This is a genomic window from Paenibacillus sp. sgz302148 (genome assembly GCF_056120465.1).
Map to the genome: position 1 here is coordinate 216,416 of NZ_JBVYOJ010000006.1, position 14,370 is coordinate 230,785.

Genomic DNA, 14,370 nt, shown 5'->3' on the forward strand with positions numbered 1-14,370 from the left:
AATCGTTATCAGTGACAATGTCAATGGAGAAACAGCTATTTTTTCGTTATCGCAGCAGCAGCCTTCTCAGCCAAAACTTCCGCCGAAAGCGGACCGCCGAACGTCCAAGTATCGCCGCCCAGAGCGTAAGTCCGGTTTTCTTTGACAAAATCAAGGCCTTTCCATACCGGGTTATCCTTCAATTGATTTTCGAATACGTTGTCGTCGTCCTGCACGATGTACAGCAGGCTTGCTTTTTGCACGGCAGGCAAAGCTTCGACCGTCGTCGTGGTAAATCCGTATTGCTCGAACTTATCGGACGTGTACGCGTTCTTCAGACCGATTTTGTTCAGAACTTGCGCGGTAACCGCATTGTCCAGGAACAACCGCAAGCCTACGGCGTTATTGTACGTAAAAGCTTGGGTCAATACGTATTCCATGCCTTCTTTGCCGGCGGCCTTCAGTTCTTCTTTCGCCTTATCGAACGCCGCATTCATCCGGTCCAGCGCCTTCTGGGCGGCATCCGGCATGTTCAAAGCCTCGGCCGTCAGCTTCAGGTCGCGTTCCATCGTTTCGAACTGATTCGTTCCGGCTTGCTTCGGGAACATCTCCGTCATGACCGTCGGAGCAATGCCGCTTAATTTATCGTAAATCGCTTTGTTTGTATCGATATCCGTCAGGATGAGGTCCGGCTTGAGCGCCATAATCGCTTCGAGGTTAGGCTCCTGGCGCGTTCCGATGTCGGTTACGTCGGCCGCCAATTCCGTCTTCGTATTCACCCATTTTTTAAACCCGGCGATATCGGCCGCGCCGACCGGCTGAACGCCAAGCGCAAGCACATATTCAATATTGGACCATTCGATCGCTACGATACGTTTTGGCGTTCCTTTGATTTTCGCTTCGCCGCCGACATGTTTCACGACCCGAACCGTATCCTCGGATGCGGCATTCGTTTCGGTTGTTCCGTCCGTTTTTACGGTCGAATCGCCCGTTTCGGTTTTTGGATCCGTTCCCGAAGTGTCTTGACCGGATTCCGATTTGCCGCAGCCGGTAACGGCGACCAGCATGCAGACAATGATCAGCATGAACCATTTTGATGACAAACGTCTCATAATAACTTCCTCCAATGATGTACGGCTCCATCAACCGTTTTATTGATAATGATTATCATTAACTGTGAAAAATCATAACCAAGCGACGCGCGATTGTCAATGATAATCATTATCGTTCACATCATTGTCAATGTTTCATCTTCACCATTGTCATCGATTCGCCTTCCTCCCGCGGAATAGCAGGAATAAGAAAAACGGTGCCCCGATGCCTGCCGTAAATACGCCTGCCGGAATGTCGAGCGGTTCGAACAGCAACCGGCCCAGCAAGTCCGCGGTTACGAGGATGAGGCTTCCGATAATCGCGGATACCGGGAGCAGGATGCCGTGCGTCGGACCAACGAGCTTGCGCGCCATATGCGGCGCCATGAGTCCGATAAACGAAATCGTGCCGGCTATGCCGACGGAAGCGCCGGAGAGCGCTACGCAATATACGATAAGCAGCAGCCTGCTGCTCTGGATTGCGCTGCCGAGTCCAATCGCGGCGCTATCGCCCAAGGCTTGAACGTTCAGTTCTCTGGAACGCGACATCGCAAGCGGAATAAACAATGCGACCCACGGAGCTAGTGCCGCTACATGCTTCCACGAAGTGCCGTAAACGGTACCGGTCATCCAGCCGAGCAACTGGGATGCCAAATAAGACGGGCCGCTGATCAGTATAAACGTAGTTAGCGCGCCCATCGCGGTCGAGATGCCGATTCCGATCAATACGAGCCGGTACGGGGAAACGCCTCTCTTCCAAGCAAGCGAGTAGATCGTAAATGCCGCGACAAAGGCCCCTGCGATCGCAAGGAACGGTACGAAGTGAATGCTGAATCGTCCTGCGAACAGCGTCATGAATCCCAATGCGGCGACCGAAGCTCCTCCGGAAATGCCCAGCAGATCGGGCGAAGCGAGCGGGTTGCGGATAACGCCTTGCAGAACGGCGCCGGAAACGGCCAAAGCCGCCCCGACGAGTATCGCCGCAACGATTCGCGGCAGCCTTAGATCGATCACGATCAGCCGGTATGTATCCTCCCCCCCGCCAACAAGGATGCGAACAAGCTCGCCGGCGGGAATACGGATGCTGCCAAGCGACGCGCTTGTTGCCGCCAAGCCGATTAACAGCATGAACAATATGAAGGCGATGGCAATACGACGATTTTTCATATTAATCATGGCTTCTCCTTCTGGCGACATGAACGAGGAACGGCACGCCGAGCAATGCGGTCATCACGCCGACGGGAACTTCCTTCGGCATCAGGATAAAACGCGACGCGGTATCCGCCGCCACAAGCAATACGGCTCCCGCTACGGCACAATACGGAAGCAGCCACCGGTGGTCGCCGCCCACAATAAACCGGCAAAGATGCGGGATGATGACTCCGACAAAAGCGATCGGCCCGGCAACGGACACGGAAGCTCCCGCCAGCAGCACGACCGATACGGCCACCCCCGCCTTGACAAGCAAAGTCCGCTGGCCCAGTCCTCTTGAAATATCGTCGCCCATCGCGAGCAAATTCACGGATCTCGCCAGCAGCATGGCGATGAGCAAACCCGCGAGCATGTAGAGGACGACAGATTGCAAATGACCGGCCTCCCGGCCGGAGATCGACCCGACCAGCCAATACAATGCTTTTTCAAGAGAGCTGTTGTCCAGCAGCATGAGACAAGAAGTAACGGCTGAAGCAAACGCCGCTACGGCGGAACCGGCGAGCGTCAGCTTGATCGGCGTAAAGCCGTCTTTGCCGACGGCGCTTAACCCGAAAACGAGCAATGCCGTTAATCCCGCACCGGCAAAAGCAAGCCAAACCATCCCCGACATGCTTAGCCTTGCTCCCGCGATGGCAATGCCCAGGACGATGAACATCACCGCGCCGGCGTTGACCCCGAATACGGAAGGCGACGCCAGCGGATTTCGCGTCAACGCCTGCATCAATGCGCCTGCGACCGCAAGACATGCGCCGACGGCAGAAGCGATCATCGCCCGCGGAACGCGTGAAGTCGTCACGATAATATGTTCGTTGGACCCGTCAAATTGCGTATAGGCCTCCCATAACATCCTCAATTCAATTCGGCTATAACCGAACCAAGCACTCGCAAGCATACAACCGAGAAGCAGAACGAATCCTGCGGTCAGTACGACCGACTTGCTTCTGTTCGTATGCAATAATTGGACCACAACAGCTCCCCCTCCCTGAATTCAGTATCATTGTAGGGAGAATTGCAATCTTTTGTCAACGATATTGATATTCATTATCATAAAATGATTGACAAACGAAAAATACGTAAGGTAGAATATGGCTGCGGGTTTGTGATAATCATTATCATTATCATTTATCGGCATGAACGTTTTATGCTATTAATACATACCGATCGGGGAGGAAACAAGAAACCATGCTGCGCTTCAAACGATTCACGCTAATTATGGCATTGATTGCTCTGTCTGCCTTTATTGCCGCAGGCTGCGGAGCGAAGAACGCGGAGGATAATAAAGAGCCCGCCGGCACCGGGGAGAAGAAAACGGAGGCAGCCGCGGAAAATACGGGTAGTCAAGGCGAAACCGGGGAAATGCGTAAAATCAAGCACGCGATGGGCGAGCAGGACATTCAAGGAACGCCGCAACGCGTCGTCATCCTGACGAACGAAGGAACGGAAGCGCTTCTGGCGCTCGGCGTGAAGCCTGTCGGCGCGGTGAATTCCTGGGTGGGCGATCCTTGGTACGATCATATTAAGGACGATATGAAGGATGTCATTCCTCTCGGGGAAGAAACGCAGCCGAACATCGAATTGATCGCAAGCCTCAAGCCCGATCTGATTATCGGCAACAAAGTACGCCATGAAAAAATATACGAGCAGCTGAAAAATATCGCTCCTACCGTATTCTCGGAGGATTTGGCCGGCAAGTGGAGAGTCAATTTCGAGCTTTATGCCGATGCGCTGAACAAAAAATCCGAAGGCGAAAAACTGCTCCAACAATTCGATCAACGCGTCGAAGAAGCGAAAACGAAGCTCGGCGACAAAACAAAAGCCAAAGTGTCGGTTGTCCGTTTTTCGGCGAAGGACGTGCGGATTTACCAGAAGGATACGTTCAGCGGGCTTCTGCTGAACCAGCTTGGATTCGCCCGGCCTGCCTCGCAGGATAAAGACCAGTTCATGGAGGCGCTCGGCAAGGAACGTATTCCGGACATGGACGGCGATATGATGTTCTACTTCGTCTCTTCCACGCCGGGCAACTCCGATGCGGACAACATCGCCAAAGAATGGCTCGACGATCCGCTGTTCAAAAATTTGAACGTTGCCAAAACGAACAAAGTCGTTCAAGTGAACGAAGTCATTTGGAATATCGCGGGCGGCTACAAAGCGGCGAACATGCTGCTGGACGATATTTTGAAACAATTCAACGCTTAGCCTGTAGAAAAGGAGAGGCCGGATGATCCCATCCCCTCTCCTTTTTGGCGTTGTAATGATGCTCCGCAAACATCCGCTTGGCGATCATCATCAGCTCGCACGCCAAAAACGGATCTCAAGCGAGATCCGTTTTGCGCAAAGTTAGCTTTACTTTTATTTGATGCTCAGCACGATCAGCAGCACGATACCCGAAGAAGCCGCCGCAGTCAGCGAAGCCCATACTTGGGCTTGCCGAAGCTGCTTGAGCCGCGGACGCAGCCGTTTGTACACGAACCAGACGATAAGCAGCGGCGCGATAACGCACAACCCTTTCAGTATATACCCCAGGATGTAGCCCTCAAAGTGCTTGAACTCTGGGCCTATAAAATAACCGAGCGCCAGAAACGTGCCTACCCATATCGCCGCGCCGCTGTATGCATACAAAGCGAACTGACGGTACGACACGCCCATAATGCCGGATAAGTATCCCGTAAAATGCCGTACGCCGGGAATGAAATAAGCGATAAGCAACACCTTGTTGCCGTATTTTTCAAACCAGCGGGTCGTCTTCTTCATCTTCTCCGGACCAAGCAAAAACTTGGACCCGTGTTTTTCGATGAACGGACTCCCTAATTTTTTGCCTAGCACGAACGTAATCGTCATGCCGATCATCGTGCCGCTGCCCGCGAGCAGCGTGCACAAAATCCAATTCAGCTGGCCTTCATTGGACAAAAAACCGGCGTAACTCAAAACAAGCTCACCGGGAAAAGGCATAAATACGTACTCCAGTAAAAGTCCGACGAATAACACGATATAACCGTAGTTTTCGAATAATAGCGATACTTTCTCCACTTGCTTCACCCTCTCCAAGCCTTCTCTATATACCATCTTACCTTATTTCAGTCATACTGTAGTAGTGACTGTCGTCAGTAAATTCAGTCATATTCTTTTATGACTGTGCGCTTGTATATATAGACGACGAGAACCGGGGTTAAGCCTTCACCATTTTTCAAAAATTCCGCTTGCCGCGCAAAAAAAAGCTGCCTTTGATTTCAGGCAGCTTATTATCTGTTAATCTTATGACAAACGGATCATCGTTCTTGTTTCGCTGGATCGGATGATCGCATCCAGCACTTCCTGGTTCCGGTAGCCGTCCATAAAACCGGGCAGCCCATCCGGCGCGGCGCCGTCCAGCAGCGCCAGAAAGTCCGAATGCTGCGAAACTTTGCACCGTTCCGGCACTTGGAGTATCGTTCGCGAGCGCTGGCCCGGTTTTTCCTCGCGGATCCAAACAAGCTGGTCCGGCTCGCACGTCGAAGCGTGGATCGTGCCCGTGTCTCCGTAAATCGAAACTTCGTGCTGATTGTCCGACCCGACCGCGTTGCGCGTTGTTTGGAAAACGCCCATGACATCCCCCGTCATCCGCGCAAGGAAGCTTGCGAAGTCATCGACTTCCACTTTGACCGGCTCCCCCGTTATCGGATCCGGCCGCTCCGGTACGATCGTGCGCAGCTGAGCGGACAGCTCCTCGAATTCGCCGAACAGGAATCGAGCCATGTCGATCATATGCGAGCCGAGGTCACCGAGCGTACCCGTTCCGGAAATCTCCTTATCGAACCGCCACACATAAGGAGTTCCGCAATGCGCCGCTCCCCAACCTTGCAAGTACTGGATTGAGAAGCTTCTTACCGTACCCAGCCTACCCTCGCGCACCAGCTCCCTCGCGTAACGGAATGCCGGCGTATAACGGTAGCTAAAGCCGACCATGGCCGGTACCGGTTGCCGCTCGTACATGTCCAGCAGCGATACGGCCTCCTGGAACACGCGCGTGAACGGTTTTTCGGCCATAAACGGCTTGTTCGCCTGCAGGCACGCCCGGATAATACCGGCATGAATATGATTCGGGGTGACGGACACGACCGCATCGACGTCCGGATCATGAATCAACCTCGTAAAATCGGTATATCGTTTGCCCGCGGCGATCCCGAGCTGATCCCCGACTTTGGCCAGCGCGGCTTCGTTTACATCACTCGCTGCGATCACCTCGAAGCGGCCTTCGGCGGCCATCCCCCGGATATGCGCTTGCGCCATCCCGCCTAGCCCAATCAAACCGATGCGATACTTGTTCATGTTCCGTTTTCTCCTTTCGATGATGCCGATGGATCTCAGCGTAATTTTTCCAATGGCTGCGCATTTCCATATACCGGACGATTGCGCTTAACAGGCTGCGCCCATTTCACGGCATTTACGATGACACGCTGGATATCCTTATTATAATAAGTCGGATACGTCTCATGACCCGGCCGGAAATAAAAAACTTTCCCGTTCCCCCGCGTATAGGTGCAGCCGCTGCGGAACACTTCGCCTCCGGCGAACCAGCTTGTAAAGACGAGCTCCTCCGGAGCAGGGATATCAAAATGCTCGCCGTACATTTCTTCTTTCTCCAAATCGATACACTCCCCGATGCCTTCCGCGATCGGATGACCCGGAGCAACGACCCACAATCGTTCGTTTTCGTCGGCTTCGCGCCATTTGAGATCGCAGCTTGTGCCCATGAGCGTTTTGAAAATTTTCGAGAAGTGGCCGGAGTGAAGGACAATCAGCCCCATCCCGTCAAGCACCCGCTGCTGCACCTTTTGAACAACCTCATCCCGGACTTCCCCATGGGCGAGATGGCCCCACCAAATGAGTACATCCGTAGACTGCAGTACTTCATCCGTCAAACCATGCTCAGGCTCGTCCAAGGTCGCCGTCCGCACTTCGAATCCCGCTTCGCCCAAAAACCCGGCAATCGCGCCGTGAATGCCGGCCGGATAGATGTCCCGTACGACCGGGTTTTGCCGCTCATGGCGGTTTTCATTCCATACCGTTACTTTCAACATTTGAACAACACTCCTTATGATGTAGGCGCGGCGCTTTATTCGCCGGTAATGCCCGATTTATCGATGCTTTCCACAAACCATCTCTGAACGACAAAATACATGGCCGTCAGCGGGATAATGGATAACAACGTCCCCGCAAACGCCTTCGCTTCCGTATAGCTCAAATTCGGATTTTTGCTAACATCGCCCGCCTTGCTGGCCGTAACCGCCGAGCCGAACGAGTCCTGCAAATTGCCGAGCAGCATCGGAATCGTCTGGATTTTGCCGTCCAAGTAAAATGAGGTCAAAAACGTTTCATTCCAATAGATCGAAAACCCGTATACGCCAACGATAATAAAAGCGGGCCCGACCATCGGAATCGCAATTTTCCAAAAGGTCCTTATCGCCCCCGCTCCGTCCATGTAGGCCGCTTCCTCCAGCGACTTCGGAATCATTTTGAAAAATTGATAGAAGATCAGGATAAATAGCGATGCCTGCTCCGCCTGTCCGGTTAACGCCGGGACAAGCAGCGCCCCGATATTGCCCTTCAGCCCGAGCTCCATGAAGATTTGAAATCTCGGGATGAAAAATAACGTTTTCGGGACGATGTACGTAAATAGGAGCAAGATTAACACGATATTTTTGCCTTTGAACTGGAAGCGCGCCAAGCCGTACCCGACCAGCATGGAGGACAGGATAACGCACAGCAGCGTAGCCCCCGCCACCGCGATCGACGTCACGTAAGAGCCGGGCAGCTTCAGCGCTTTCCACGTCATTTCATAGTTAAACGTATACAGGCCGGACGGCAGCCATTCGACGGTCGTATCGGCCAAGTCCAGGTTGGACATGAAGCTGGTCGAGAGCATATACAGCAGCGGAAACAAGAACACGAATCCGAATACGGTCAAAATCGCATAAGCCGCCGCATGATACACCAGGCCATCGCTGATCTGCATCCCGAAAAATACTCTTTTCACTGACGGGGTATATTTAAAAACTTGCTGCCTGACGCGGCTATAGATCACGTTCATCGGAATCACCTCCCTTTTTCGTTTCTGCTGCGGGTTGCGTAATAGAGGACGGCGATCATTACGATCTGCACGGCCGAATACAGGATGGAAAGCGCGGAGGCATATCCTTCGCGCCGGGAGCCGTCATACTTGGACGCCATAATGATGCCGTTGATCGGATTGGCTTCGAAATTCGCCAGGAAAACGACCAAATAGATGACGCATAGGCTGATCATCGGGTAGATGGTCGGCAACGTGATTTTCCAGAACGAAGTCCAAGGCGAAGCCCCGTCGATCGATGCGGCCTCGTACATGTCTTTGCCGATCTTCTGCAGCGCCGCCAGGAAGATTAGAATCGGAACGGCGCTGTACCATAACAGCTCAACGATCAGCCCGAACAGATTGCCGATGAGCAGCACGACATTGTCCGACGGAATGACGGCCCGCATCGTTTCCATGATGAAATGGTTGGCCGTAATCGACATGCCCCCGTACGTGTTCATGTTTTCCATCAGCTCGCCGTTCAAAATGACGATAGGCAAAAAGAACAGCAAACGGAAAAATGCCTTTCCCCGTAATTTCTGGTTCAGCAGCACGGCGATAATCATCGACAACGCAATAATGACGGGAACATTCAGCAGCGTGCCGACGACAAAATTTTGCGCTTCGATGACGAAGTCGGTATCCTCGGACAGTATTCTTTTGTAGTTTTCCGCGCCGACCCACTCGTATCTCCAGCCGGACTTGAACCCGAAGGAAACGTTATAGAAGCTCATGAAGACGGTCCGATACAGCGGATAGGCGACAAAAGCCAAAAACCCGATAATCCAAGGGCTGATAAAAAGCACGCCGGTCCACGCTTGTTTGTTCTTCATAACATCTCAAACCCTTTTGGTTTAATTTTCACATTCCCGACGTCGTACGGTTCGTTATTGTAATTGATCACGATCGTTTTGCCGTTCGCATATTGAACCCGAACGACACCCTTCGCCAAGATCGTGTGGCCCACCATTTCGCTGTCCGACACTTCATGCAAAGCTTGGTTGACCGAGGCGTACAAAAAGTCGATGCGATCCTTCAAGTAAGGATATTCGGACGCATAGACGTCGTTTGATGCGGTCCGCTTAATGTCATAAGTCGATTCGCCCGTCAATACGAAGGACGGAAACACCCCGAACTCGATCATTCGCAGCATGGAGTCGGTGTCGTTGGACGAAAAGTTCATATAAGGCGAAAACATGTCCGCATAACCGCTCAATACTAGCGGAATGAGCGGAACGGTCGCGTCGATAAACACAAGATCCGAAGAAACGATCGGCGTATTGTAATACTCGCTGACGTATTTATAGAGGTAAGCATCCGGCGAATAAATGCCCGTTCTGATGCCGTTATCGTTCAAATACCGGATCGCGTGTGCCGCATAAGCCATTCCGTCGTTTGCGTAGCCGATCGTTCCGTGATCGTAATGCGTAAACAAAGTTTCCGTTAGCCCGTCCAAAGCGAGCGAATCGATGTTGATCTTTTTGAATGCGTCCAAGTCCCGCTCCGCCAAATATTGAACGTATTTCGGATTGTTCAGGTAGTTGTACAGCGATTTGTTCTCGTTCAGCACCTGGATATCCTGCCGGTTTAACTTGCTTGCCGTATACTTCGTTTTTTCATAATAGGACCTGGCATAATCGACATAATAGCTGAACTTCACGTTGCGGGAAGCGAAATCGGCGATCGCTTCTTGAAAAGCGTCTTCTCCCCCCAGGTCATCCATGACCTTGAACCGGTAGCCGTAATCTTCTTGGACAAACGTCTTGAAGGCAACGTCCAAATTCCGATAGCCTTTGTCGGTGAACGTCTTGACCAGCTCCTGTGCTTGCTTATACTTCGTCGCGGGCACATTTTCGGTGCCGAGCGTCCCCATCGTCACTTCATTGTTGATAAAATCGATTTTCATCGGAATTTGGTCGCGGGCGGCTTCCGATTTTTTCTTTAGGCCGTCTTTTTTGGCCAAATAATCGCGGAACCCTTTGGCCACGCCGACATAATCCGCTTTGGGGCCTCTTAGGAAAACATAGCGCTGGACGAGATCGAATTGATTCGGCCGCTCCTGAAAGCCGAGCACGTATTGACCCTTATTCACCCGACTTTGCGTCTGGGCGTAAGCCGTTCGGTAGTTATAGGTGAAATACGATTGATAATCGCTCGTCTGCAAATTTTTCGACACGTAATTGTAGGTCGCATACCCGGCTCCGTCTTCCGCGATGACGAGCAGGCCGGCATGGCCCGCATCATGAATCAAACCGTAAATCGGCAAGGATACTCTTTCCAAAGGTTTGATCGCCATCCGTTTCGGATTCAGCGCGGCGGTCGTTTCATAACCGTAATCTTGGCCATATACGGGAGCCGAATACCCTGTTGCATATTTCGGGGTTTCGTCCAGCCTTACGATTGCTCCGGAGCCGTCGGGAATGACGACGTAGCCGTTTTGCTTGTGCGTAACGCTGCCGAAAAACGGATAGACGATCATCTCGCTAAGCAAAATATCGTTGTTTCCCGGCTTCCATAAAGCCGGATTGTATTCTTGAATGCTTTCGCGAGGGACCTCGACGATTAAATCCCCTTGCTTAAGGGTAACCACGACGTCGAATTTAAGCTGCACTTTCGTAAAATCGATCGTCGCAGTAAAACCGTCGTCCCGAAATTGATATGTCTTCTTCGCTTGATCGCCGAGTATCGTACGCCGGCCCGGCTTGAACTTGTCATAGGTGACGATCGAAATCCCCGACTTGATGTATCCGATAATATCCGGGCTGTACCCGGCCTTCTCCATATCCAAATCGACATCGTAGGAAAACCAGGCGTAACCGTTGCACTTGTCTTTGACCGCAATGGCGACGCTATCTTCTTCGAGATACAGCTCCAGTTGGCCGTTCTCGGCCACCTTTCCGAACGTACTCGGAATTGCGGTGCCGGCGGCTTGTTCGGCGCATGGGCCCGGAGAATCGTTAACCACGATGATTTTGGAGTTGCTTTGTGCTGCGGCAATGCCGTATTCCACCTTCTCCGCCCGGCTGAACAACAGGTACACGCCTAATGCGGCGACAATTAGAACGGCAATTGCGAGTTTTATTCTTTTTACGACCATCTTTTCCCAGCCTCCGTCACGATATCATGCACGAAACCAAGCAGTTGGTAGCCGATCGAATACAGGACGAACAGGAACAAGCCGATGATCAGCATCGTAAACGCGCTTCGGACAATAACGCCAACCGTTTCGCCCACTTCGTAATTTTGGATGTCCTTGATTTTGAAAAATAGTAATACGACGATCCAGACCGTCATCGCTTGAACCGGCAAATGGTAGAACACCGCTTGCTCTAGCGTTAACGCGTTGCTGAATATGATCAGCAGCGGCATAATGACGATCATCGGGCTCAAGGAATAAGCCGTCGCGTTGTATACGTCTCTGAATTTTCCTTCGCCGTCCGCGATGGAGCAGACCAGGTAGTTGGACAGCACCCACAACACGGCAAACCCAACGATGATCGACAATTCGAACAGGAAGTACCCCTGCCCGGAAACGAACAGCCGGCTGGCGTATTCATATTGCAAAATCAGCATCACGACGGCCAAGACATAGATGACCGTAGACGATACTCTTGAAACCCGGTTCTCGTACTGAATTTGATAAAATCCCTCCAGCGGCCGCCTCAAGAAAGTAAACATATAAAGCAAATCGTCGATAAGTTTCACTTTTCTGACGACGGCAAGCTTCCGTCTGACGACGGCCCCGTATCCGTATTTTCCGTTGAGGAACCTATGCAAATAACCTAAAACGACAAGAGCAAGGAAAATCGGAAAAATAATATCCAGGTTATCGGTCAGCCAGTTTTGGCGAATTTCCCAATAAGCTTCCGACATGCCGGTTTTATATCGGGCATCCGTATATTCTTGATAAGCGCCCGCAGCATCCCCATCCCGAAGCAGGGCGTCGCCTAAGCCGATATGCGCTTTGTCGAAGATCGAATTAAATTTCAGCGTATATTCCCACAGCTTTTGGCTTTTATCGTAATCGCCGTCCTGATACGCATCCATCGCCTGATGAACCGTATTGGCGAATTCGGTCGAACGGTACGTCTGGATCAGCTTCATCCCTTGGTCGACGACAATCAACTCGTCGGCGGAATTTGAGGCGATGCTGACGGGACGGTTCAACAGACCGAGACGGCTGGAGTTGAAGTCTTTGCCCCCGAACAAAAACAATAAGTTCCCGTTTGCGTCGTACTCGAAGATCCAGCCGTCGGTATTGAGGGCGTAAACGTTGTTATGCCGTCCGCTCCATACGCTTTCCATGGCGAACGTCCCGACGATTTTGTCCGGGAAATAATTTCTTCCCGATACGTTAAATTTCTTGATCGGATTCGTTTCGACGGACGAAGTTACCGTATAAATAAATCCTTTGCGGTCGATCGCGATATTGCTCGGGACATCGGGCATTACTTTTTCAATCTTGGATTGCTGGGCTTCGGTCAAAAAAACGGACCGCAATTGGTCGATCAACGGGACCTTCATCGGGTTGGCGCCGAAGAACGTAATGAATTCCCCTTCCCGGTTGAGCATGATCAAGCCGTTGACGGACCCCGTGCCCCGAACATACAAATTGCCTCGAACATCGACCGCAATATGCGTCGGGCTGAATTCGTACCCTTCGGCAAAAATCGGCGAGTCCGGTTTGCCGATTTCCTGCACCGGCTCGAAGGTGATCTTGTCGAATACGAAGATTTCATTTTTGGACGTGTCCACGACATAAATGAATTGGTCCGTGACGAACGTGCTTTTGACGGCGGCAAACTTGTCGCTCGCCAGTTCTTTGACAAAGCGGTAGTTCCGGTCCAGCACAAAAACTTTGTTCAAGGCGCTGTCGGTAATGTACACGTCGTCCCGGTCATCGACAAAGACGTGCTCGGGCGTGTTCAGCTTCTGGCCGTTAATTTCGCTGATTTGCACGGCCGGTATATAAGAGGTTTGCGTTCGGATCGTATTCCCTTCGCTGTCGCTCGTGTAGGTGAAATAAGGCGTCTCCGCCTCCGCCACGGCGTGCGCCGCAAGGAAATACAGCAGCACCAAAGCCGCAAAACAGCGAAGCGGTTTCGGTATTCCCCGTTTTTTCATATCATTTGATCCCCGTATGAGCCATGGAGTCCATGACTTTATTTTGTAAAATAACGAACAAAACCAAATTCGGAACAAACATGATCAAACCGACCACGGCGGACAAACCCGCACCGGCTACGATGTTGCCCGATTGCCCGATGAGCGTGTTCATGTAAAAAGGCAATGTCCTGAGCGACTCGTCATCCATAAAGATGGATGAGCCCTCCGTGTTGCCCCAGCTTGCCTGAAACGTCAAGATCGCGACCGTCGCGAGCGCAGGTTTGACGAGCGGCAGCATCACGTTCCAATACACCCGCCAGTTGCCGCCCCCATCCATCTTCGACGCTTCGATCAGATCGTCCGGAATTTGGTCCATAAATTGCTTCAGCAGGAAGATGCCGATCGGCATCGCCAGCATGGGGATAATATGGGCGAGATACGTGTTGTATATGCCGAGCTGTTCGATGATCAAAAACCGCGGAATCGCTACGGCGATCGGAACGAACATCAAGGCGAGCGTATTGATTTTGTTGAACGCATGCTTGCCTTTGAAATGCAATTTCGATAAGGCGAACGCCGCCAGGGAGCTGATGAGCAGCGTCAGCACAATGACGATCGTTGTCGTGAACAAGCTGTTGAACAAATATCTCGACATCGGAATTCCCGACTCCGAAGAAAATTGAAGCAGCATTCGGAAATTTTCCAATGTCGGCGTCTTCACGATAAACGTCGGCGGATACGCAAACAGCTCCGTAAACGGCTTAAACGCATGGTTCGCGATAAACAAGATGGGCAAGGTCAAAAACAGCGACATCAAGAGCAATACGAGATGGAAGCCGAGTTGATCCTTATGAAATTTAATCGGGTTGATTTTAACCAATCATCTCACCACAC

At 51.8% G+C, this 14,370-nt stretch carries 12 protein-coding genes; 1 reads left to right on the forward strand and 11 read right to left on the reverse strand.

The features are described from left to right. Window positions 1-35: 35 nt before the first annotated feature. The 3 genes from AC0LWM_RS11280 to AC0LWM_RS11290 form a co-directional block, all read right to left on the reverse strand. On the reverse strand, window positions 36-1,091 hold the full coding sequence (locus AC0LWM_RS11280) for an ABC transporter substrate-binding protein (protein ID WP_474675031.1): 1,056 nt from the start codon (window positions 1,089-1,091) through the stop codon (window positions 36-38). Window positions 1,092-1,241: 150 nt separating this feature from the next. Beyond that, the gene (locus tag AC0LWM_RS11285) at window positions 1,242-2,246 is read right to left on the reverse strand and encodes a FecCD family ABC transporter permease (RefSeq protein ID WP_474675032.1); all 1,005 of its coding nucleotides are present in this window, start codon (window positions 2,244-2,246) and stop codon (window positions 1,242-1,244) included. Beyond that, complete coding sequence (locus tag AC0LWM_RS11290) at window positions 2,239-3,249, reverse strand: FecCD family ABC transporter permease (protein ID WP_474675033.1); 1,011 nt, start codon at window positions 3,247-3,249, stop codon at window positions 2,239-2,241. The genes AC0LWM_RS11285 and AC0LWM_RS11290 overlap by 8 nt, the downstream gene beginning before the upstream one ends. 215 nt (window positions 3,250-3,464) lie before the next feature. On the opposite strand from AC0LWM_RS11290, the gene AC0LWM_RS11295 reads away from it, so the two are divergent. Then, window positions 3,465-4,478 carry an ABC transporter substrate-binding protein gene (locus tag AC0LWM_RS11295; protein WP_474675034.1) on the forward strand — a complete coding sequence of 338 codons (1,014 nt, stop codon included), beginning with the start codon at window positions 3,465-3,467 and terminating at the stop codon, window positions 4,476-4,478. A 153-nt stretch (window positions 4,479-4,631) separates the two neighbouring features. Here AC0LWM_RS11295 and AC0LWM_RS11300 read toward each other — a convergent pair whose 3' ends face one another. From AC0LWM_RS11300 to AC0LWM_RS11335, 8 genes are all read right to left on the reverse strand, one after another. After that, window positions 4,632-5,318 (reverse strand): DedA family protein, encoded by a 687-nt coding sequence (locus tag AC0LWM_RS11300; protein WP_474675035.1) that lies wholly within the window; start codon window positions 5,316-5,318, stop codon window positions 4,632-4,634. Between the two features lie 216 nt (window positions 5,319-5,534). Continuing rightward, complete coding sequence (locus AC0LWM_RS11305) at window positions 5,535-6,587, reverse strand: Gfo/Idh/MocA family protein (RefSeq protein WP_474675036.1); 1,053 nt, start codon at window positions 6,585-6,587, stop codon at window positions 5,535-5,537. 35 nt (window positions 6,588-6,622) lie between these two features. Beyond that, complete coding sequence (locus AC0LWM_RS11310; RefSeq protein ID WP_474675037.1) at window positions 6,623-7,339, reverse strand: ThuA domain-containing protein; 717 nt, start codon at window positions 7,337-7,339, stop codon at window positions 6,623-6,625. 35 nt (window positions 7,340-7,374) lie between these two features. Further along, window positions 7,375-8,349, reverse strand: coding sequence for a carbohydrate ABC transporter permease (locus AC0LWM_RS11315; RefSeq protein ID WP_474675038.1), 975 nt, complete (start codon window positions 8,347-8,349; stop codon window positions 7,375-7,377). A 5-nt stretch (window positions 8,350-8,354) separates the two neighbouring features. Further along, window positions 8,355-9,203 carry a carbohydrate ABC transporter permease gene (locus AC0LWM_RS11320; protein ID WP_474675039.1) on the reverse strand — a complete coding sequence of 283 codons (849 nt, stop codon included), beginning with the start codon at window positions 9,201-9,203 and terminating at the stop codon, window positions 8,355-8,357. After that, window positions 9,200-11,467: a DUF5696 domain-containing protein gene (locus AC0LWM_RS11325; protein ID WP_474675040.1), complete on the reverse strand. Its 2,268-nt coding sequence runs from the start codon at window positions 11,465-11,467 to the stop codon at window positions 9,200-9,202. The genes AC0LWM_RS11320 and AC0LWM_RS11325 overlap by 4 nt, the downstream gene beginning before the upstream one ends. Next, window positions 11,458-13,494 (reverse strand): YIP1 family protein, encoded by a 2,037-nt coding sequence (locus AC0LWM_RS11330; RefSeq protein WP_474675041.1) that lies wholly within the window; start codon window positions 13,492-13,494, stop codon window positions 11,458-11,460. The genes AC0LWM_RS11325 and AC0LWM_RS11330 overlap by 10 nt, the downstream gene beginning before the upstream one ends. A 1-nt stretch (window position 13,495) precedes the next feature. Then, window positions 13,496-14,356 (reverse strand): carbohydrate ABC transporter permease, encoded by an 861-nt coding sequence (locus AC0LWM_RS11335; RefSeq protein WP_474675042.1) that lies wholly within the window; start codon window positions 14,354-14,356, stop codon window positions 13,496-13,498. Between the last annotated feature and the right edge of the window lie 14 nt (window positions 14,357-14,370).

Coding starts and splice junctions, on each gene's coding strand:
- AC0LWM_RS11280 (WP_474675031.1), bottom strand. CDS start 1,091: ATGAGACGTTTGTCATCAAAATGGTTCATGCTGATCATTGTCTGCATG.
- AC0LWM_RS11285 (WP_474675032.1), bottom strand. CDS start 2,246: ATGATTAATATGAAAAATCGTCGTATTGCCATCGCCTTCATATTGTTC.
- AC0LWM_RS11295 (WP_474675034.1), top strand. CDS start 3,465: ATGCTGCGCTTCAAACGATTCACGCTAATTATGGCATTGATTGCTCTG.
- AC0LWM_RS11305 (WP_474675036.1), bottom strand. CDS start 6,587: ATGAACAAGTATCGCATCGGTTTGATTGGGCTAGGCGGGATGGCGCAA.
- AC0LWM_RS11310 (WP_474675037.1), bottom strand. CDS start 7,339: ATGTTGAAAGTAACGGTATGGAATGAAAACCGCCATGAGCGGCAAAAC.
- AC0LWM_RS11315 (WP_474675038.1), bottom strand. CDS start 8,349: ATGAACGTGATCTATAGCCGCGTCAGGCAGCAAGTTTTTAAATATACC.
- AC0LWM_RS11320 (WP_474675039.1), bottom strand. CDS start 9,203: ATGAAGAACAAACAAGCGTGGACCGGCGTGCTTTTTATCAGCCCTTGG.
- AC0LWM_RS11325 (WP_474675040.1), bottom strand. CDS start 11,467: ATGGTCGTAAAAAGAATAAAACTCGCAATTGCCGTTCTAATTGTCGCC.
- AC0LWM_RS11330 (WP_474675041.1), bottom strand. CDS start 13,494: ATGAAAAAACGGGGAATACCGAAACCGCTTCGCTGTTTTGCGGCTTTG.